Below are 15,681 nucleotides of genomic sequence, written 5' to 3' on the forward strand. Positions count from 1 at the left end.
TCAATTTAAATAAACGGATTCTATTGTTATATAATTTCATTTACTGTAATTTAGTAGAAAAATAATTGCTAACTATATCATATTAATTTAATAAAATAGGTAGCCTAGATGTATATCTGGTTTTAACCTAATAACTAATGGAATTAATTTGTATTAACAAGTTCTATTCTATTTGAAAAAAAACTATGAGTACAACAAAAATACCTGATAAAATTATAAAACTTCTTCTGATAAAATCGGGAGGAAGATGTCAATATAAAGGTTGTAATATTTCATTATATCAGGACTTGGTAACAAAACGATTTTTCAATAAAGCATATTTAGCACATATTGTTGCAGATTCTCCAGATGGACCAAGAGGAGATATAATTCGGTCAACCTTACTTGCAAAAGAATTATCGAATATAATGTTGCTTTGCGATACACACCATAGACTCATTGACAGAATAGAAGTTGATGAACATCCAGAGTCACTTTTGTTAGAAATGAAAAAAGAACAAGAAGAACGAATTGAACGAATAACAGCTATAAACCCAAATAACCAAAGTCATATAATTACATACAAAGCAAATGTAGGAGAACATACTCCTGTTTTACTATATGAAACTGTAGTAGAATACCTTCTGCCTGAACACTATCCTGCACAATCTAAAACAATTGATTTAGGTCTGACAGATAGTCCCATTAGAGATAAAGATGAGGAATTTTGGATAACTGAAGTAAAGGTTTTAATTGAAAACTTCAATCAGCGTTTAGTAAATTCAATTAGACAACAAAATATTAAACATATATCATTATTCGCATTTGCTCCAATGCCTTTACTTGTCAAATTAGGAACTTTAATCAATGACATACAGAATGTTGAGATTTATCAACCAATCCGTAATCCAAAGACTTGGAAATTATCCAATGATTCAATTGATACGATTTATAAAATAATCAAACCAAAATCTATTAATCCGATAGTTGCTTTAAACATTTCATTAAGTGCAACAATCAACAACGAAAGAATTACAAAATTACTAGGTGATGATTGTTCAATTTATACATTAACAATTGATAAGCCATTTAATGATTACTTGCAATCCAAAATACAACTTCAAGATTTTAGTATTGCTATGAGGCATCTTTTTGATGAAATCAAATCAAATTATACTTCAAAAACTGAATTACACATATTCCCTGCTATGCCTATAGCTATAGCAATTGAATTAGGGAGAATTTGGATGCCAAAAGCAGATATGCCTTTAACAATATATGATGAAAACAAAACTTTTGATGGTTTTAATAAAACAATAAAAATATGCTAACAATAGAACAAAAAAAACAATTCAATGATATTTTCGAAGAATTAAGTAATAATCTTGATATTTCGGAAACTCAACATAATAATGCTGTTAAAAGTTATCAAGCGGTTGGAAATTGGTTATCACAAGAGGGTACTGTATTGGCTAAATATAAACCTCAAATATTAACACAAGGTTCTTTTTTATTAGGCACAGTAATTCAACCAATAAATGATACTGATGATATTGATATTGACCTTGTTTGTGAACTAACAGGGAAAAATGCAGATTGGTCGCAAAAAGACTTAAAAAGAATAGTTGGAGCAAGATTAAAGCAAAATGATGTTTATAAGGAAATGCTCGACAAAGAAGGTCGTAGATGTTGGACTTTAGAATACAGAAAAGAATCTGATAACCTAAAGGAAAAGTATCATATGGATATCCTTCCTTCAATTATTAGTGAAGGCTATTCAATGATATTAGAAAAAGCATTTTCGCATACAGATATTAGCAATGTTGACAATTTAGCAATAAGGATTACGGACAATGAGTCTGATAATTATGATTTTGACTCAAATACAGAAAATTGGTTAAAAAGTAATCCTTTTGGTTATGGTAAATGGTTTTTTAATAGAGCCGAAATTTCTATCAAAAAAATGTTTTCTCTAAATGAATCTATAAAACCTGCTCCAGAATATCAACAGAATAAACTCCCATTACAAAGAGCAGTACAGATATTAAAAAGACATAGAGATATAATGTTTAATGGTGATGAGGATAAACCAATATCAATTATTATAACTACGCTATCAGGTAAATCATATAACCAAGAAGAAAACTTGATTGATGCAATTAAAAATATAATTAATAAAATGCATCTCCATATCGAAGAGAGATATAATAATGATTTAAACAAAACAATAAAATACATCCCAAATCCAGTAAATGAAGAAGAGAATTTTGCTGACAAATGGATTCAATATCCACAAAGAGAAAAGAATTTTTATTTATGGTTGGATAAAGTTAAAGCTGATTTTTCAAATATTTTATCTAAAAGTCAAGGATTACAGTTTATCAATGAATCGATGCAAAATCCTTTTGGAGAAAAATTGACCACTAAAACTTTTAGTAGTTATGGCGAAAGACAAAGAATTAATAGAGAAAATGGAAATCTAAAAGTATCTTCTATTACAGGAACAATAGGTGCTGTTGGCACTAAAATTAAAAATCATAATTTTTACGGTGCAGAAGAGAAAGAATAAAAGAGTATCACTAATTATACAAGAAGGTAAATTGAAATCTGTTTATCCAAATAGTAAAATAAGTAGAAATAGAGAAAATAGTTTAAAATGGGTTGGCGTTATAAAACCAACTCCATTGAGTCAAGAATATGAGGTTAAATTAGTTTATCGTATTAATAAAGGAGTTGACGTTTATATTACAAATCCTAAAGAATTAATGTTATACAATGGTAAAAAAGAATTGCCACACGTCTACTCAACAAAAAAGCAAAAACTGTGCTTATATTTCCCAAAGTATAGAGAATGGACTGTTGAGCAGTTATATACTGACTCTATTATACCTTGGACTTCTGAATGGTTAATGCATTATGAATTATGGTTAATTACAGGGTTTTGGAATGGAGGAGGAAAGCATCCGCCTAAAAATAAAGAAAAGGATAAAACAGAAAAAGAATAAAAAACTGCATACAACAATATTTAAAAAAGCCTGGTTAAAAAAATAACTAGGCTTTTTTATTTATTAGAAAATAATCGCTTCAAAAAATAAGAAACAAAAAAACTAACCACTGCACCAATAACAGCCATAACAACGGTAAAAATTACATCGTTTATGCTAATGTTTAGTGCAGTGGATAGCAAAGTCCCACCAATAACCCCAGACTTTATTTGAATATTGTTTTCCAATTCAATTTCTAAATTTAAGAGTTAGTCAATTTTAGAATCTAGATCCTTTTCTTTCTTTTTATCAGAAACAACAGCTTGGCTTACAGCCGTAGCAACTGTTCCGGCAACTGTTAAGTATGTTGCAACTGTAACTACTGCAGCTGGCAATGAAATTGGAGCAGCAATAATAACACCACCTGCGGTGGCCAATGCAATTCCAATGTTTCTTAATTTTCTAAAAAATGGAGGAGTCGGTTTTTTATATCGTTCTTTAAGTTTCATAAGTTATGATTTAATAGTTAATATTACTTTTTCTTTTCGCTCAAATGCTTGGTAGCATAGCGATACAATTTTTTTAAATAATAGTTTTGAAGTAGTTCCTTTTCCAATACCAGATAAATAGGTAACCGGAGCAATACAACCACGTAATTCTTTTAAAGCATCATTTGCTGGATGAATTAATATTAAGCTTCTATTAATTACATTTTCAAGGATTAAATGATGTTTAAACTTTTCAGAAAATCGAGGTTTTAATACGTAAGTTCCTTCTGGAATACACGAAACAGATTTTTGGTTTTTTCTCCAGGGCAATTCAATGGTAAATCCTAGAAATTTAGAATTCAAGAAAAGGACACTATTCGTGCCCTTTTCAAAATAGGTTCTATGTAAAACCAATTCCATTATACCGTATCAATTTTTACAACTGATAAAGCATTGTAGGTTCCGTTTTTCAACGAATACATTTGTCCGTTTACCTCTTGATAAAATTCAATTCCCAATACAATAAATACAGGGTGTGTTGAATTTGCTGGAGCAGTAACAGTTAAAGCAATAGCAGCTGTGTTAGCACTGTCATAAGGTAAAATAGCAGTTTCATCATTTTCAAAAGAAGAAACTTCATTTTCAAAATCAAGTTCAGCAGCTCCTGTAACTACTTTAAAATGTGTTGTTCCAGAAGGTGCAGCAATTCTTATTGCAGGAGCAAAAGCAGCCAAGTCAACAGAGATATCCCCACTTACTCTGTCGTAAGTTGTTGAAAATGGAGCAAACAACGTAGAACCAAGTTTACCATTCAAATTAAATTCGAATCCTTCCAAAGAACTCAAAACACCATCTTGAATAGTTCTCAATCCACGAGCGTTAGTTGTGTCTGTTTTAACTACTTTTAATAAGTCAGTAGTTAATCTACTAACCACTCTTTTGTCTTTTGCATTTTGCAAAAGAATACGAATTGCATTACGTAGAACTTTACCACCTTTACCTGCTCTTCCAAATTCAGAACCATTTTCACGCGTTCTTTGAAACGCAGGGTCATTTGCAATTCTAGATTTGTCAACACCACCTTTTTCGCGAGCAAGGTGTCCATCACTCGTTTTGTAAAAGGAAATTCCACCAATGGTTCCTTTTAATTTAATAATACCGGTTTGTTTAGCCATAATGTTATAAATTTTAAATTCTCAACAAATGAAGCTATCTTTATAAAGGAATTAAAAAACCGAAATCCATCCATTCCGAAAACATCCTTTTTATAACAAATAAGGGTGTATAGGTAAAGTATAAATACTAGTAGGATAAAGTATAGATAGAGTATTAAAATGAAGATAGTAAGAGCTTGTATTTACCCAAAAGACATTCAATGCATCACTGGACGTAGTGAACGCTATGGAAGAAAATTATTGAATACAATCAAATTACATTTCGGAAAACAAAAACATCAATTCATTACTTCAGAAGAATTTGCAGAATATAGTGGTATTAAGCTTGAAATTGTAAACGATTATTTGAGAAAAGTATCATAGTATTTGACATTGTTTGGTGCTATTTGTAGTATTAAAATCGTATATTTGTTAGTGAGATTGAGAGTTAAAACCAATCAATGGATATCAATGGTTAGGTCAACAAATCGGTCAACAAAAATTTAATGGAGTAGGGAAGTCCTTATAAATAAAGAGAAATCTCCAAAGGTTCGAATCCCTTCTTCTCTGCTAGAAAACCTTACATTTTATGTGAGGTTTTTTAATAATAGCTCATTATATTCTAAAATCTATTATAATCTACGAAAACATTTAAGTAACTACACTTTGCAAATATTGTTAATTTGATTAGCAATCAATAACTTTGAACTATTCTTAATCAGGGGTTTATTACTTGATTTATCTAAGTAAAAATTCTATTAAGTTATTTGAAAACTACAAAACTAAAAGAAATGACTAGTGAACTACTTCAAAAAGAAGGATTAACAAAAATTCGACAAGACTATAAGTATCTTATAGAACTGTTTAAAGAAATGCTAATTTCTATTGGAGAACAGGATTTGGCAGAAGGATTACCTATAGATAATTTTTCAGTAAAAAAGACAACTAATTATTCTAATGAAAAGTTTACACAAGCAATTGGTATGTGCTTTGAATTGTTAAACTTAGTTGAAGAAAATGCGGCAACCCAATATAGAAGAAAATCTGAAACACAATTCGGAATAAAATCTACTAAAGGTTCTTGGGGTTATACATTAGATAAATGGAAAACAGAAGGAATAAACGAGTGTAAAATTGCAGAGAAGTTAAGAACTGTAAAGGTTTCGCCAGTGCTTACTGCTCACCCAACAGAAGCAAAACGATTAACGGTAATTGATATTCACCGTGAGTTATATTTATTATTAGTTAAAAAGGAGAATCCTAATTGGTCTACTTCAGAGCAGTCTCTTCTAAAAGAAGAAATAACAAGTTTAATGGAGCGTTGGTGGCGTACGGGTGAAATTTATCTAGAAAAGCCACGCTTGGAAGATGAACGTAATAATTTAATGCATTATTTTAATAATGTATTTCCTGAAGCTGTTAAATTAACAGATCAACGATTAAAAGATGCCTGGAAAGAAATGGAGTTTTCTCCAGAGTTATTAGAATGGCCAGAGCATTTTCCTTTGATTCAGTTTGGTAGCTGGGTTGGTGGAGATAGAGATGGGCACCCGTTTGTTACTCCAGAATTTACGGCATCAACATTACGTTTACACCGTAAGTTAGTTCTAGAAATGATAAAAAAACAGTTAATAGATTTAGCTGCGAAATTGAGTTTCTCTAGTTATCAAAATTCAATTTCTCAAGTATTTCTTGCAGAACTTGAAGTAAAAGCAAAATTATTTGGTTCAAAAGGGAAAAAAGCATTAGACAGAAACCCATCCGAACCTTTACGTCAATATATAAATCTATTACTGGTTAGGTTAAACAATACCATTAAAGGTAATTTTAATTTAGGTGAAAAAGGTTATTTTAAATCTTCTATAGATTTAGCTGCTGAGTTAAAAGAATTAAGGCTATTGCTTATAGATTTAGGAGCTACACAAATAGCAAAACAATGGTTATTTCCAATTGAAAGGTTGGTGCAGTGTTTTGGTTTTTATTTAACAAAGCTAGATATAAGACAAAATAGTGCATATCATGAAAAAGCAATTAGTCAAATATTAACAGCTTCTGGTTTTACTGATTGTAACTATGGAAGTTGGGATGAAGAAAAGCGATTAGCTTTTTTAAATGAAGAGTTAAAAAGTAAGCGTCCTTTTTTAGTTGCAGGTGTACCTTGTGGAGTAGAAGCAGACAATGTATTAGGTTATTTACGCGAAATTAAAACATATGTAGATCTTTATGGAACAGAAGGAATAGGCTCTATAATTGTTAGTATGACTCGTAGTTTAAGCGATTTATTAGTTGTATTTTTATTACTAAGAGAAGTTGGTTTACAAGATTCGAATCTACCTGTAGTACCACTTTTAGAAACTGTAGATGATTTAATTGCTGGGCCAGAAATATTAAAAGGATTTTTAAATCATCCAATAGTTAAGAAACAACGAGAGAATTCTGAAAGCTTTACGCAAGAAGTAATGTTAGGTTACAGCGATAGTAATAAAGATGGTGGAATTTTAACAAGTAGATGGAGTATTTATAAGGCAGAAGAAAACCTTACCAAAGCAGCAAAAGAGTTTGATGTTAAACTTTGCTTTTTTCACGGAAGAGGAGGTACAATTAGTAGAGGTGGAGGAAAAATTCATAGATTTTTAGATAGTATGCCAGAAGGTTCAATGAGTGGGCATATAAAAATGACAGTTCAAGGAGAAACTATTGCCAATTTATTTGCAAATAGGCTTACTGCAACTTATAATTTAGAAATGTTTGTTGCCGGAACTGCAAGGCAATCTATGGTAGAAGAGGTTGAAGTTAAAAACGAGCAACGTTACCAAATAATGGATCAAATAGTTGAACTTACTAGAGATACATATGTTAGTTTATTAGAGCATCCAAACTTTATTGAATTCTATACAGCTGTAACACCAATTGATGTTTTAGAGCAGAGTAAAATTGGTTCAAGACCAGTACGTAGAACTGGGCAACGATCTTTAGAAGATTTACGTTCAATTCCTTGGGTATTTAGTTGGAACCAGTCGAGGTTTAATATAACAGGTTGGTTTGGAACTGGAACTGCTTTAGTTGAATTTCAAAAGCAACACCCAAAAGATTTTGATCAATTAAAACAATTGGCTAAAGATTGGCCGTTTTTAAAATATAGTTTAATTCAAATTGAATCTAACTTATTAAATTCTGACAGTGAAATAATGAATGCTTTTGCTGATTTTGTTAAGAATCTTGAAGTTAAAAAAGAATTGATGGGATTAGTTTTATCTGATTATGAAAATGGTTTAGATGAAATTGCCAAAATTATGGGAACTTCTGTTGAATTAAGAAGAATTTCTAAATTAGATGATAATAAGTTAAGAAATAACTCACTAAAGGCTTTGCATAGTATTCAAATAGATTATTTAACAAAGTGGAGAGCGCTTAAAGAGTTAAATTCAAAAGAAAGCGATAACTATTTAATGGAATTGCTATTATTAGTAAACGCACTATCTGGTGGATTAAAAGGAACAGGTTGATATTTAATAAATATAATTTATAGAAAGCTGAATAATTTTATTCAGCTTTTTTGGTTCTAGATAGTAGTTAATATTTAATTTTACCACATTATTTAAAAAAGTATCCAAATGAGTAAACCTTTTCAGTTCAAACAATTTTCGGTTCAACAAGATAAAACAGCTATGAAAGTTGGAACGGATGGAGTACTTCTTGGTGCTTGGGCAACTATTGAAGATTCTGTAAATAGTATTTTAGATATAGGTTCGGGTACAGGAGTAATTTCGTTAATGATGGCTCAAAGAAGTTTTGCTGAAACTATTGATGCTGTAGAATTAAATGATGAAGCTTATATTCAAACTGTAGAAAATTTTGAACAAAGCGATTGGGGAGATCGATTGTTTTGCTACCATGCTTCTTTTCAGCAATTTGTAGATGAGATGGAAGGTGAAGAATATGATTTAATAATTTCTAATCCTCCATTTTATACTTCAACATATAAAGAACTTGATAGCGATAGAGCTATGGCGCGACATTCTGAAAGTTTAAATTATAAAGAGTTATTTGGAGGTGTTGTAAATTTACTTTCAAAAAATGGAACTTTTTGTGTTGTTTTTCCAAATTCAGAAGAAAGTAATATAATTAAATTAGCTGAACAAATAGGTTTGTATCCAGCAAAAATTACTAGAGTAAAAGGCACTCCAACTTCAGAAATTAAAAGAAGTTTAATTCAATTTTCATTTAATAAAGTTGAAATAAAGTTAAATGAACTTATTATAGAAATAGATCGCCACGTTTATACAAAAGATTATATAAATTTAGTTGAAGATTTTTACTTAAAAATGTAGTTTTACTCTTTACGATTTGATTTTTCAATTACTTCTTCCATTTCAGTTTTTAAATCTTTGGCCTTAATGTAAATAATTATTTTTCTTCTAATTAAAAAAAGTGCTATAGAAACAAATACTAATAATGGTAATGTGTAAATAAATTCAATTTCATCTATGTTTTCTGCACTATCATTTATAACACTAATTAATTGAAAAACGTATACGGATATTGGAACTAGAATTGCTAAACTCCACCAGTTTTTATTTGTAATATATAATATTGAAAGCAGAATTATTGGAACTAATTTGGCAAATATCCAATAAACAAAAGTTTTAATAGAACCAAAATAACCAGGTGATATTTCGCCAAATATTGTTGGGTATGTTTTTAAATCTTCGGGTATAAATTGGTTAATATATAATAGATATGGAGATACTATTAGTACCAATATTATTATACTGCCAATTATTAAAGAAGTTTGTTTTTTCATTGTGTAGGGCTATTTACTCAAATATAGTTTATTTAGAGCTTTTTAAAAAAAATTATCCACCTATATGTTCGGGATTGTAACCTAAATAAGGAACCATTTTCTCTTTAAAAATAATTCCGTTTTCTTCAAGTTCTTTTAAAATAGGATTGTAAACATTTTTGTTAGTTGGTATTTGAACTCCAGGTGAGCTTATTTCGCCATTTAAAATTTTTAATGCAGCAATACCTACCGGTAACCCAACAGTTTTTGCCATTGCAGTATAAGTTTGGTCATCTCCAATACAAACCATACTACTTTCTATTTGTTGTTTTTTACCGTTTTTTTCAAATCCAAAAAGGTGTTGCATTACAATCATGTCTTTATCATTTTTATTTAAAGTCCATTTGTCTTGTAATATTTTTTGAAGAATTTGGGCGGGAGTAGCATTTTTTAGTCCAACAATTTTTTTTGAATTAAAAATATCCAATTCTAAAAGTTTTTCCCAAACAATATCGTCTTGATCTATTTTTAAGTAATGGCGAAGTTTAAGTTCTACAGAGTCATACGGGTTATAAGCTAAAAATAAATTTGTAAACTCTCGGTAACTAATAGTTTCAGAGTTTTGGATAGTATAAGTATCGTCTGTCATTCCCAATTGCACAAAAATATTCCAAGCTCTAGAAAAACCAACACGACGTATTGTACCTCTGTACAAAGTAGAAATATTATCTAACCCATATTCGTATTTGTAATTTAAAGAATCTCTATTAGGATAGGCTTCAAACTTTCCATAACCATCAATATTTAAAATTTCAGTTCTTCTAAATAATTTTTGATATGGTATGTATTTATATTTTCCTTCTTGAATAAATTTAGCTGTTCCACCTTGACCAGCTAGTACAACATTTCTAGGGTTCCAAGTAAATTTATAATTCCATAAATTATCATCGCACTGAGGAGCTACTAAACCACCACAAAAAGATTCAAAAAGGAGCATTTCACCTCCATTATCTCTAATGCTATCAATAACTTTCATTGCGCTCATATGGTCAATTCCAGGATCTAAACCTATTTCATTCATAAAAACAAGATTGTTCGAAATAACCTCCTTGTTTAATAATTTCATTTCATTTGAAACATATGAAGCTGTAACCAAGTGTTTTTTTAGTTTTAAGCAGGTTTTAGCAACTATTAAATGAAAACGAGCAGGAAGCATAGAAATAACAACGGAGGCGTTATTTATGGCTTTTTCTCTTTGTTCATCATTAAAAATGTCTAAAAGAACAGTATTTGCGTTAGAATGATTGTTTATTATAGTATTTGCAGCATCTAAATTTACATCGCCAATAGTAATTGTAAAATTTTCGCTATTCGATTTATTTAATAAATATGCAATTAATGAAGCTGATGATTTACCAGCTCCAATTATTAATATATTTCGCATTAGTTAATTTTTAGGTACTACGAATGTACAAAAAAGATTAAGAGTATTATTCTTCGACCTCAGTTAGAGATTCTAAATATGTAATTGCTAAATCTGCATCTAGATGGTTAACTTTTAATTTGTAACCTTCACTTATTGCAGTACCAATAATCGATGTCATATTTTCATCAAAAATATAACTTGTAATCCCCTTACTTTCTAGTAAAGATTTTGCAATTTGAATTTTATGAATAAAACTAGTGTCTAATATGGTAATTAATGTTTTTTTAGAGTTTTCCATAACTTAAGTGTTTAATTAAAGATACAAAATATTAGTAAATAAATATTATATATTTGTATCAAAATGTTTGAAAAAAATGAATCGTAATTTGTTAATTGTTTGCTTGTTAGGTGCTATAACTATTTTATTAGGCGCTTTTGGAGCACATTCCTTACAAAAAGTGCTTTCTGCTTTAGAGTTAAAAAGTTTTGAAACAGCTGTGCGTTATCAAATGTACCATGTATTAATGTTGCTTTTTGTTAATTCATTTGCTAAAATATCAGAAAGAAATAAAAATAGAATTACACTAATAGTTTTACTTGGTATTGGTTGTTTTTCAGGATCTATTTATGCAATAACTTTTGGTGTAAGTGCTAAACAAATTTGGTTTGTTACGCCCTTAGGAGGTATGCTTCTATTTATAGGTTGGATTTACTTAGGTTTTAGCCTTTTTCGAAGTTATAAAATGTAAATTTAATAAAATAACCTCTTTTTTTTAAAGTTGAAACACTATTATTGTAAAATATTAGTGGAATATTTATTAATCTAATAAATAATTGTGGTAAAAGGCGTTTTTCGAAAAGGTTTTCGGAAAAAATAGGGTTTTGAAAAAGTGGTTAACCAGCTGTTTTTTAGGTTTTTAATCTATGAAAACGTTTTAGTAAATAGTGGGTTTTTGATGATATTTATCATATGAAATACCCCCTATTATGCCTTAAATTTGTATAAGAAAATTAAACATAATAACAATAAATAAAAACACAACGAGATGCAAGTATTAAGAGATTCAGTTGTAGAAGCCTTAAAAAAGATAGGCTTAACAGACAATAACGAAATAGTTTACAACCCTTCTTACGAAGAATTATTCGAAGAAGAAATGAATCCTTCATTAGAAGGTTACGAGAAAGCTCAATTAACAGAATTAGATACTGTTAATGTAATGACAGGTAAATTTACAGGTCGTTCTCCTAAAGATAAGTTTATTGTAAAGGATGATGCTACAAAAGATTCAATGTGGTGGACATCAGAACAAGCTGTTAATGATAACAAACCAACTACACAAGCTGTTTGGAATGACTTAAAAAAATTAGTTGTTGACAGATTATCAGGACAAAAATTATTTGTAGTTGACACTTTTTGTGGAGCTAACGAAGATTCAAGATTAAAAGTACGTTTCGTAGTAGAGGTTGCTTGGCAAGCTCACTTCGTATCAAACATGTTTATTAAACCAACTGCTGAAGAATTAGAGGTATACGGAGAGCCTGACTTTACAGTAATGAACGGATCTAAAATATCTAACGCTAACTGGAAAGAGCACGGATTAAATTCTGAAAACTTTACAGTATTCAACATGACTGAAAAAATGCAAGTTATTGGTGGTACTTGGTATGGTGGTGAAATGAAAAAAGGTATGTTCGCAATGATGAACTACTACTTACCATTAAACGGTATGGCTTCTATGCACTGTTCAGCTAACGTTGGAAAAGATGGTGATGTAGCTATTTTCTTTGGTTTATCAGGAACTGGTAAAACTACTTTATCTACAGATGCTTCACGTAAATTAATTGGTGATGATGAGCACGGATGGGATGATAATGGAGTATTTAACTTTGAAGGTGGATGTTACGCAAAAACTATCGATTTAGATAAAGATGCTGAACCAGAAATTTACGGAGCTATTAAAAGAAATGCTTTATTAGAAAACGTAACTGTTGATGCTGATGGTAAAATTGATTTTACTGATGGTTCTGTAAGTCAAAACACTCGTGTTTCTTACCCAATTAACCATATCGAAAATATTGCAGTACCTTCTAAAGCAGGTCACGCACAAAAAGTAATATTCTTATCTGCTGATGCATTTGGTGTATTGCCTCCAGTTTCTAAATTAACTCCAGAGCAAACTCAATACCATTTCTTATCAGGATTTACAGCTAAGTTAGCTGGTACTGAGAGAGGTGTTACTGAACCAACTCCTACATTCTCTGCTTGTTTCGGAGAAGCTTTCTTAACTTTACACCCAACTAAATACGGTGCAGAATTAGTTAAAAAGATGGAAGAGCACGGAGCTGAAGCTTACTTAGTAAACACAGGATGGAATGGAACAGGAAAAAGAATTTCTATTCAAGATACAAGAGGAATTATCAACTCAATTTTAGATGGTTCAATTGAAAAAGCAGAAACTAAAGTTATGCCAATTTTCAACTTAGAAGTACCTACTTCTTTACCAGGTGTTGATACTGGAATCTTAGATCCAAGAGATACTTATGCTGATGCTTCTGAATGGGATGCTAACGCTAAAAAACTAGCTGGTTTATTTATCGATAACTTCGTTAAGTATACTGGAAACGATGAAGGAAAAGCATTAGTTGCGGCTGGTCCACAATTATAATTGTAGTTTTTATTTAATAAAAAAGGCGGTTCATTTATGAGCCGCCTTTTTTTTTAATTAAATTGTTGTTTATATTTATATTCAACAAATTTAAAGTAATTAAATAGTTTATAGTTTACCTCTAATCCGTAATCGGTATGAGAATTGTAATCTATTTCATTTTCATAAATTGAAGTGTTAAATCTTGAGGGTGTTCTTGCTCTATAGTTCCATTCGGTAACATAAAATCTATTTTTTACTTCGTAGTAGTTTTGCGAATAGAAGTTCATTGGTTGTGCAATTGTTGCTAAATAAGTGTCAAAACCAATATCAACTATTATAATTTCATACTCTAAACTATCGTTAGCAATTCTAACTGCATGTTCTGGTAAATTGTTAGTGTTTATAGTTTTATTGCTTGTACCACAAGCAAAAAGAATAAACCCGAGAATAAAAGCTGCTATTAAGTTTCTCATAATAAGTATGTTTTAAAAATAAAGCTACAAAAATTATTCCATTATATTTGACAGTAAATATAGAACCATGGAAAAAAACAGATGTGCTTGGTGTGGTAATGACCCTTTATATGTCGAATATCATGATACTGAATGGGGAGTGCCTGTGTATGATGATGCTAAATTATTTGAGTTTTTAATTTTAGAAACGTTTCAAGCAGGTTTAAGCTGGATAACTGTTTTAAAAAAGAGAGAAAATTTTAGAGAGGCTTTTGATAATTTTGATTACAAAATAATTGCAACTTATAATGATGCTAAGTTTACCGAATTAATAAATAATGCAGGTATTATTAGAAACAAATTAAAGGTTAAAGCAACAATTTCTAATGCTTTAGCATTTATGGAGGTACAAAAAGAGTTTGGTTCATTTTCTAAATACATTTGGGGTTTTGTAAATGGAAGGCCTATTAAAAATAAAGCAAAATCGTTAGATGAAGTTCCGGCAACTACAGAACTATCAGATAAAATTTCTAAAGATTTAAAAAAGCGAGGATTTAAATTTGTTGGTTCAACTGTAATATATGCGCATATGCAGGCTACAGGTATGGTTAACGATCACGTAACAGATTGTTTTAGATATAATGAAGTATAAAAAAAAGGAGGAACTTAGTTCCTCCTTTTTTTTATAACTATTCAATAGGTATATAAATTTCTGTTATCCATTCTGCAGGATTCGAATTATCAGTTGGCCTAATTTTATAAACTTCAAAAGGTTCGCCTTTTTCAACTTCTTTAAAACCTTTTTTAGCTAATTCTTTGTAAGCAGCTTCCCAAGCTTTATAAGAATTTGTGTAGCTACCTTTGTATACTGTTTTAAATGTTTTTTGAGGTAGTAAATAGCCAGTTAAAACATTTCCTTCAGTCTCAATTCTTTCTTTTACAGGAACGCAAGTAGAAAACATAGTTGTTTTATTTTGTTCGTCCCAATTATGAGTTAATAAAAATGGTTTACCTGAAGTATCTATTTTGTTTTTTTCAATATATTCTGCTACTGCTGGAAACATTTCTCCCATTTTTTTATCGGCATCGTTTATTTTACAAGACGTTGTTTGGTATAAATAAAAACCACCACCGTGGTCAACTTCACCCACAAATTCGAAAGAATGTTTATCCATTTCTTTTAATAGGTGTTTTTCTAATAATTCTAAGCCTCGGCTAAACATTGGAGCCATATTTTTTTCTATACCACCTTGAGTTAACCAAAAAGCTTTTTCGCTGAATGAATTTTCACCCTTCATTCCCCAAGTGACTTTATTTCCAGTATTTGTATATTCAATATTCCAAGTAATTTCAGAAGGGCTTCCTTGCGAGAATTGAAGTTCTTGTATTAGTTGTTTGTTTGGAATTAAAGATAGTGTTTTCATTGAGCCAGCTCCATCTTTTCCTGTCCAAGTATAAGATGCATCAACTCCAGATGTTTTAGCTGGGTATGAAGCTACAATTGTTGAGTCCATCTCATACCAAGGTCCCCAATGTTGCCAGTTTTTATAATCGTTTACATTGTTGTAAATAACTTCCGCAGGTATTTTCATAGTTCTGCTTCTTTTTACATCGTAATTTCCATTTAAAGTTGCTATATAAATGGAGCCTCCAATAATTAAAACTAAAATTAAAAGAAGTAAATACTTAAGTGCTTTCATAAATTTTTGAATTAAGTGTTAAATTTAATAAATTAATTTACTTTAGTGTATAATTTACAATTTCTAT

At 30.1% G+C, this 15,681-nt stretch carries 17 protein-coding genes; 9 read left to right on the forward strand and 8 right to left on the reverse strand.

The genetic code is table 11. From position 1 onward, the window contains the following. Nucleotides 1-287: 287 nt before the first annotated feature. From BLU40_RS04150 to BLU40_RS04160, 3 genes are read left to right on the forward strand one after another with little or no spacing between them, the layout of a single operon-like run. On the forward strand, nucleotides 288-1,310 hold the full coding sequence (locus tag BLU40_RS04150) for an SAVED domain-containing protein (protein ID WP_217633379.1): 1,023 nt from the start codon (nucleotides 288-290) through the stop codon (nucleotides 1,308-1,310). Beyond that, nucleotides 1,304-2,548: a nucleotidyltransferase domain-containing protein gene (locus BLU40_RS04155; protein ID WP_090120028.1), complete on the forward strand. Its 1,245-nt coding sequence runs from the start codon at nucleotides 1,304-1,306 to the stop codon at nucleotides 2,546-2,548. Before BLU40_RS04150 ends, BLU40_RS04155 begins: the two co-directional genes overlap by 7 nt. Then, complete coding sequence (locus BLU40_RS04160; protein ID WP_217633380.1) at nucleotides 2,529-2,984, forward strand: type II CBASS E2 protein; 456 nt, start codon at nucleotides 2,529-2,531, stop codon at nucleotides 2,982-2,984. Before BLU40_RS04155 ends, BLU40_RS04160 begins: the two co-directional genes overlap by 20 nt. 248 nt (nucleotides 2,985-3,232) lie before the next feature. Here BLU40_RS04160 and BLU40_RS04165 read toward each other — a convergent pair whose 3' ends face one another. Genes BLU40_RS04165 through BLU40_RS04175 form a run of 3 tightly spaced genes read right to left on the reverse strand, consistent with a single transcriptional unit; the run spans nucleotide 3,233 to nucleotide 4,626 of the window. Beyond that, complete coding sequence (locus BLU40_RS04165) at nucleotides 3,233-3,472, reverse strand: hypothetical protein (RefSeq protein WP_090120029.1); 240 nt, start codon at nucleotides 3,470-3,472, stop codon at nucleotides 3,233-3,235. Nucleotides 3,473-3,475: 3 nt separating this feature from the next. Continuing rightward, on the reverse strand, nucleotides 3,476-3,871 hold the full coding sequence (locus tag BLU40_RS04170) for a DUF5675 family protein (RefSeq protein WP_090120030.1): 396 nt from the start codon (nucleotides 3,869-3,871) through the stop codon (nucleotides 3,476-3,478). Beyond that, on the reverse strand, nucleotides 3,871-4,626 hold the full coding sequence (locus BLU40_RS04175) for a hypothetical protein (protein WP_090120031.1): 756 nt from the start codon (nucleotides 4,624-4,626) through the stop codon (nucleotides 3,871-3,873). Before BLU40_RS04175 ends, BLU40_RS04170 begins: the two co-directional genes overlap by 1 nt. A 159-nt stretch (nucleotides 4,627-4,785) precedes the next feature. Between BLU40_RS04175 and BLU40_RS04180 the strand changes: the two genes are divergently transcribed. The 3 genes from BLU40_RS04180 to BLU40_RS04190 all read left to right on the forward strand — a co-directional run bounded on the left by BLU40_RS04180 (nucleotide 4,786) and on the right by BLU40_RS04190 (nucleotide 8,936). Next, a complete protein-coding gene (locus tag BLU40_RS04180; RefSeq protein WP_090120032.1) occupies nucleotides 4,786-4,989 on the forward strand; it encodes a hypothetical protein in 204 nt (67 codons plus the stop codon). Between the two features lie 383 nt (nucleotides 4,990-5,372). Continuing rightward, nucleotides 5,373-8,111, forward strand: coding sequence for a phosphoenolpyruvate carboxylase (locus tag BLU40_RS04185; RefSeq protein WP_217633381.1), 2,739 nt, complete (start codon nucleotides 5,373-5,375; stop codon nucleotides 8,109-8,111). A 108-nt stretch (nucleotides 8,112-8,219) separates the two neighbouring features. Further along, a complete protein-coding gene (locus BLU40_RS04190; protein WP_175454742.1) occupies nucleotides 8,220-8,936 on the forward strand; it encodes a tRNA1(Val) (adenine(37)-N6)-methyltransferase in 717 nt (238 codons plus the stop codon). A gap of 2 nt (nucleotides 8,937-8,938) precedes the next feature. Here BLU40_RS04190 and BLU40_RS04195 read toward each other — a convergent pair whose 3' ends face one another. From BLU40_RS04195 to BLU40_RS04205, 3 genes are read right to left on the reverse strand one after another with little or no spacing between them, the layout of a single operon-like run. Then, entirely contained in the window at nucleotides 8,939-9,409 is a 471-nt protein-coding gene (locus BLU40_RS04195; RefSeq protein WP_090120035.1) for a hypothetical protein, read from the reverse strand. A 52-nt stretch (nucleotides 9,410-9,461) separates the two neighbouring features. Beyond that, nucleotides 9,462-10,832, reverse strand: a complete 1,371-nt coding sequence (locus BLU40_RS04200; protein WP_090120036.1) for a saccharopine dehydrogenase family protein — start codon at nucleotides 10,830-10,832, stop codon at nucleotides 9,462-9,464. A gap of 46 nt (nucleotides 10,833-10,878) precedes the next feature. Next, nucleotides 10,879-11,112 (reverse strand): putative signal transducing protein, encoded by a 234-nt coding sequence (locus BLU40_RS04205; protein ID WP_090120037.1) that lies wholly within the window; start codon nucleotides 11,110-11,112, stop codon nucleotides 10,879-10,881. Nucleotides 11,113-11,188: 76 nt separating this feature from the next. On the opposite strand from BLU40_RS04205, the gene BLU40_RS04210 reads away from it, so the two are divergent. Next, a complete protein-coding gene (locus tag BLU40_RS04210; RefSeq protein ID WP_090120038.1) occupies nucleotides 11,189-11,563 on the forward strand; it encodes a DUF423 domain-containing protein in 375 nt (124 codons plus the stop codon). A 297-nt stretch (nucleotides 11,564-11,860) separates the two neighbouring features. After that, nucleotides 11,861-13,480, forward strand: a complete 1,620-nt coding sequence (pckA, locus tag BLU40_RS04215; RefSeq protein ID WP_090120039.1) for a phosphoenolpyruvate carboxykinase (ATP) — start codon at nucleotides 11,861-11,863, stop codon at nucleotides 13,478-13,480. 53 nt (nucleotides 13,481-13,533) lie between these two features. Here pckA and BLU40_RS04220 read toward each other — a convergent pair whose 3' ends face one another. After that, nucleotides 13,534-13,935, reverse strand: coding sequence for a DUF6146 family protein (locus BLU40_RS04220; protein ID WP_090120040.1), 402 nt, complete (start codon nucleotides 13,933-13,935; stop codon nucleotides 13,534-13,536). Between the two features lie 67 nt (nucleotides 13,936-14,002). Between BLU40_RS04220 and BLU40_RS04225 the strand changes: the two genes are divergently transcribed. After that, entirely contained in the window at nucleotides 14,003-14,566 is a 564-nt protein-coding gene (locus BLU40_RS04225; protein ID WP_090120041.1) for a DNA-3-methyladenine glycosylase I, read from the forward strand. Nucleotides 14,567-14,603: 37 nt separating this feature from the next. On the opposite strand, the gene BLU40_RS04230 is transcribed toward BLU40_RS04225, so the two are convergent. Next, a complete protein-coding gene (locus BLU40_RS04230; RefSeq protein ID WP_090120042.1) occupies nucleotides 14,604-15,614 on the reverse strand; it encodes an SRPBCC family protein in 1,011 nt (336 codons plus the stop codon). Between the last annotated feature and the right edge of the window lie 67 nt (nucleotides 15,615-15,681).

It is taken from the genome of Lutibacter oricola, assembly GCF_900106565.1.
Lineage (GTDB): Bacteria > Bacteroidota > Bacteroidia > Flavobacteriales > Flavobacteriaceae > Lutibacter > Lutibacter oricola.

What these genes read in the sequence shown, in the direction of transcription:
- BLU40_RS04200 (WP_090120036.1), bottom strand. Translation starts at nt 10,832, where the DNA reads ATGCGAAATATATTAATAATTGGAGCTGGTAAATCATCAGCTTCATTA.
- BLU40_RS04180 (WP_090120032.1), top strand. Translation starts at nt 4,786, where the DNA reads ATGAAGATAGTAAGAGCTTGTATTTACCCAAAAGACATTCAATGCATC.
- BLU40_RS04175 (WP_090120031.1), bottom strand. Translation starts at nt 4,626, where the DNA reads ATGGCTAAACAAACCGGTATTATTAAATTAAAAGGAACCATTGGTGGA.
- BLU40_RS04190 (WP_175454742.1), top strand. Translation starts at nt 8,220, where the DNA reads ATGAGTAAACCTTTTCAGTTCAAACAATTTTCGGTTCAACAAGATAAA.
- BLU40_RS04155 (WP_090120028.1), top strand. Translation starts at nt 1,304, where the DNA reads ATGCTAACAATAGAACAAAAAAAACAATTCAATGATATTTTCGAAGAA.
- BLU40_RS04195 (WP_090120035.1), bottom strand. Translation starts at nt 9,409, where the DNA reads ATGAAAAAACAAACTTCTTTAATAATTGGCAGTATAATAATATTGGTA.
- BLU40_RS04205 (WP_090120037.1), bottom strand. Translation starts at nt 11,112, where the DNA reads ATGGAAAACTCTAAAAAAACATTAATTACCATATTAGACACTAGTTTT.
- BLU40_RS04220 (WP_090120040.1), bottom strand. Translation starts at nt 13,935, where the DNA reads ATGAGAAACTTAATAGCAGCTTTTATTCTCGGGTTTATTCTTTTTGCT.
- BLU40_RS04210 (WP_090120038.1), top strand. Translation starts at nt 11,189, where the DNA reads ATGAATCGTAATTTGTTAATTGTTTGCTTGTTAGGTGCTATAACTATT.
- BLU40_RS04165 (WP_090120029.1), bottom strand. Translation starts at nt 3,472, where the DNA reads ATGAAACTTAAAGAACGATATAAAAAACCGACTCCTCCATTTTTTAGA.
- pckA (WP_090120039.1), top strand. Translation starts at nt 11,861, where the DNA reads ATGCAAGTATTAAGAGATTCAGTTGTAGAAGCCTTAAAAAAGATAGGC.
- BLU40_RS04230 (WP_090120042.1), bottom strand. Translation starts at nt 15,614, where the DNA reads ATGAAAGCACTTAAGTATTTACTTCTTTTAATTTTAGTTTTAATTATT.
- BLU40_RS04170 (WP_090120030.1), bottom strand. Translation starts at nt 3,871, where the DNA reads ATGGAATTGGTTTTACATAGAACCTATTTTGAAAAGGGCACGAATAGT.
- BLU40_RS04225 (WP_090120041.1), top strand. Translation starts at nt 14,003, where the DNA reads ATGGAAAAAAACAGATGTGCTTGGTGTGGTAATGACCCTTTATATGTC.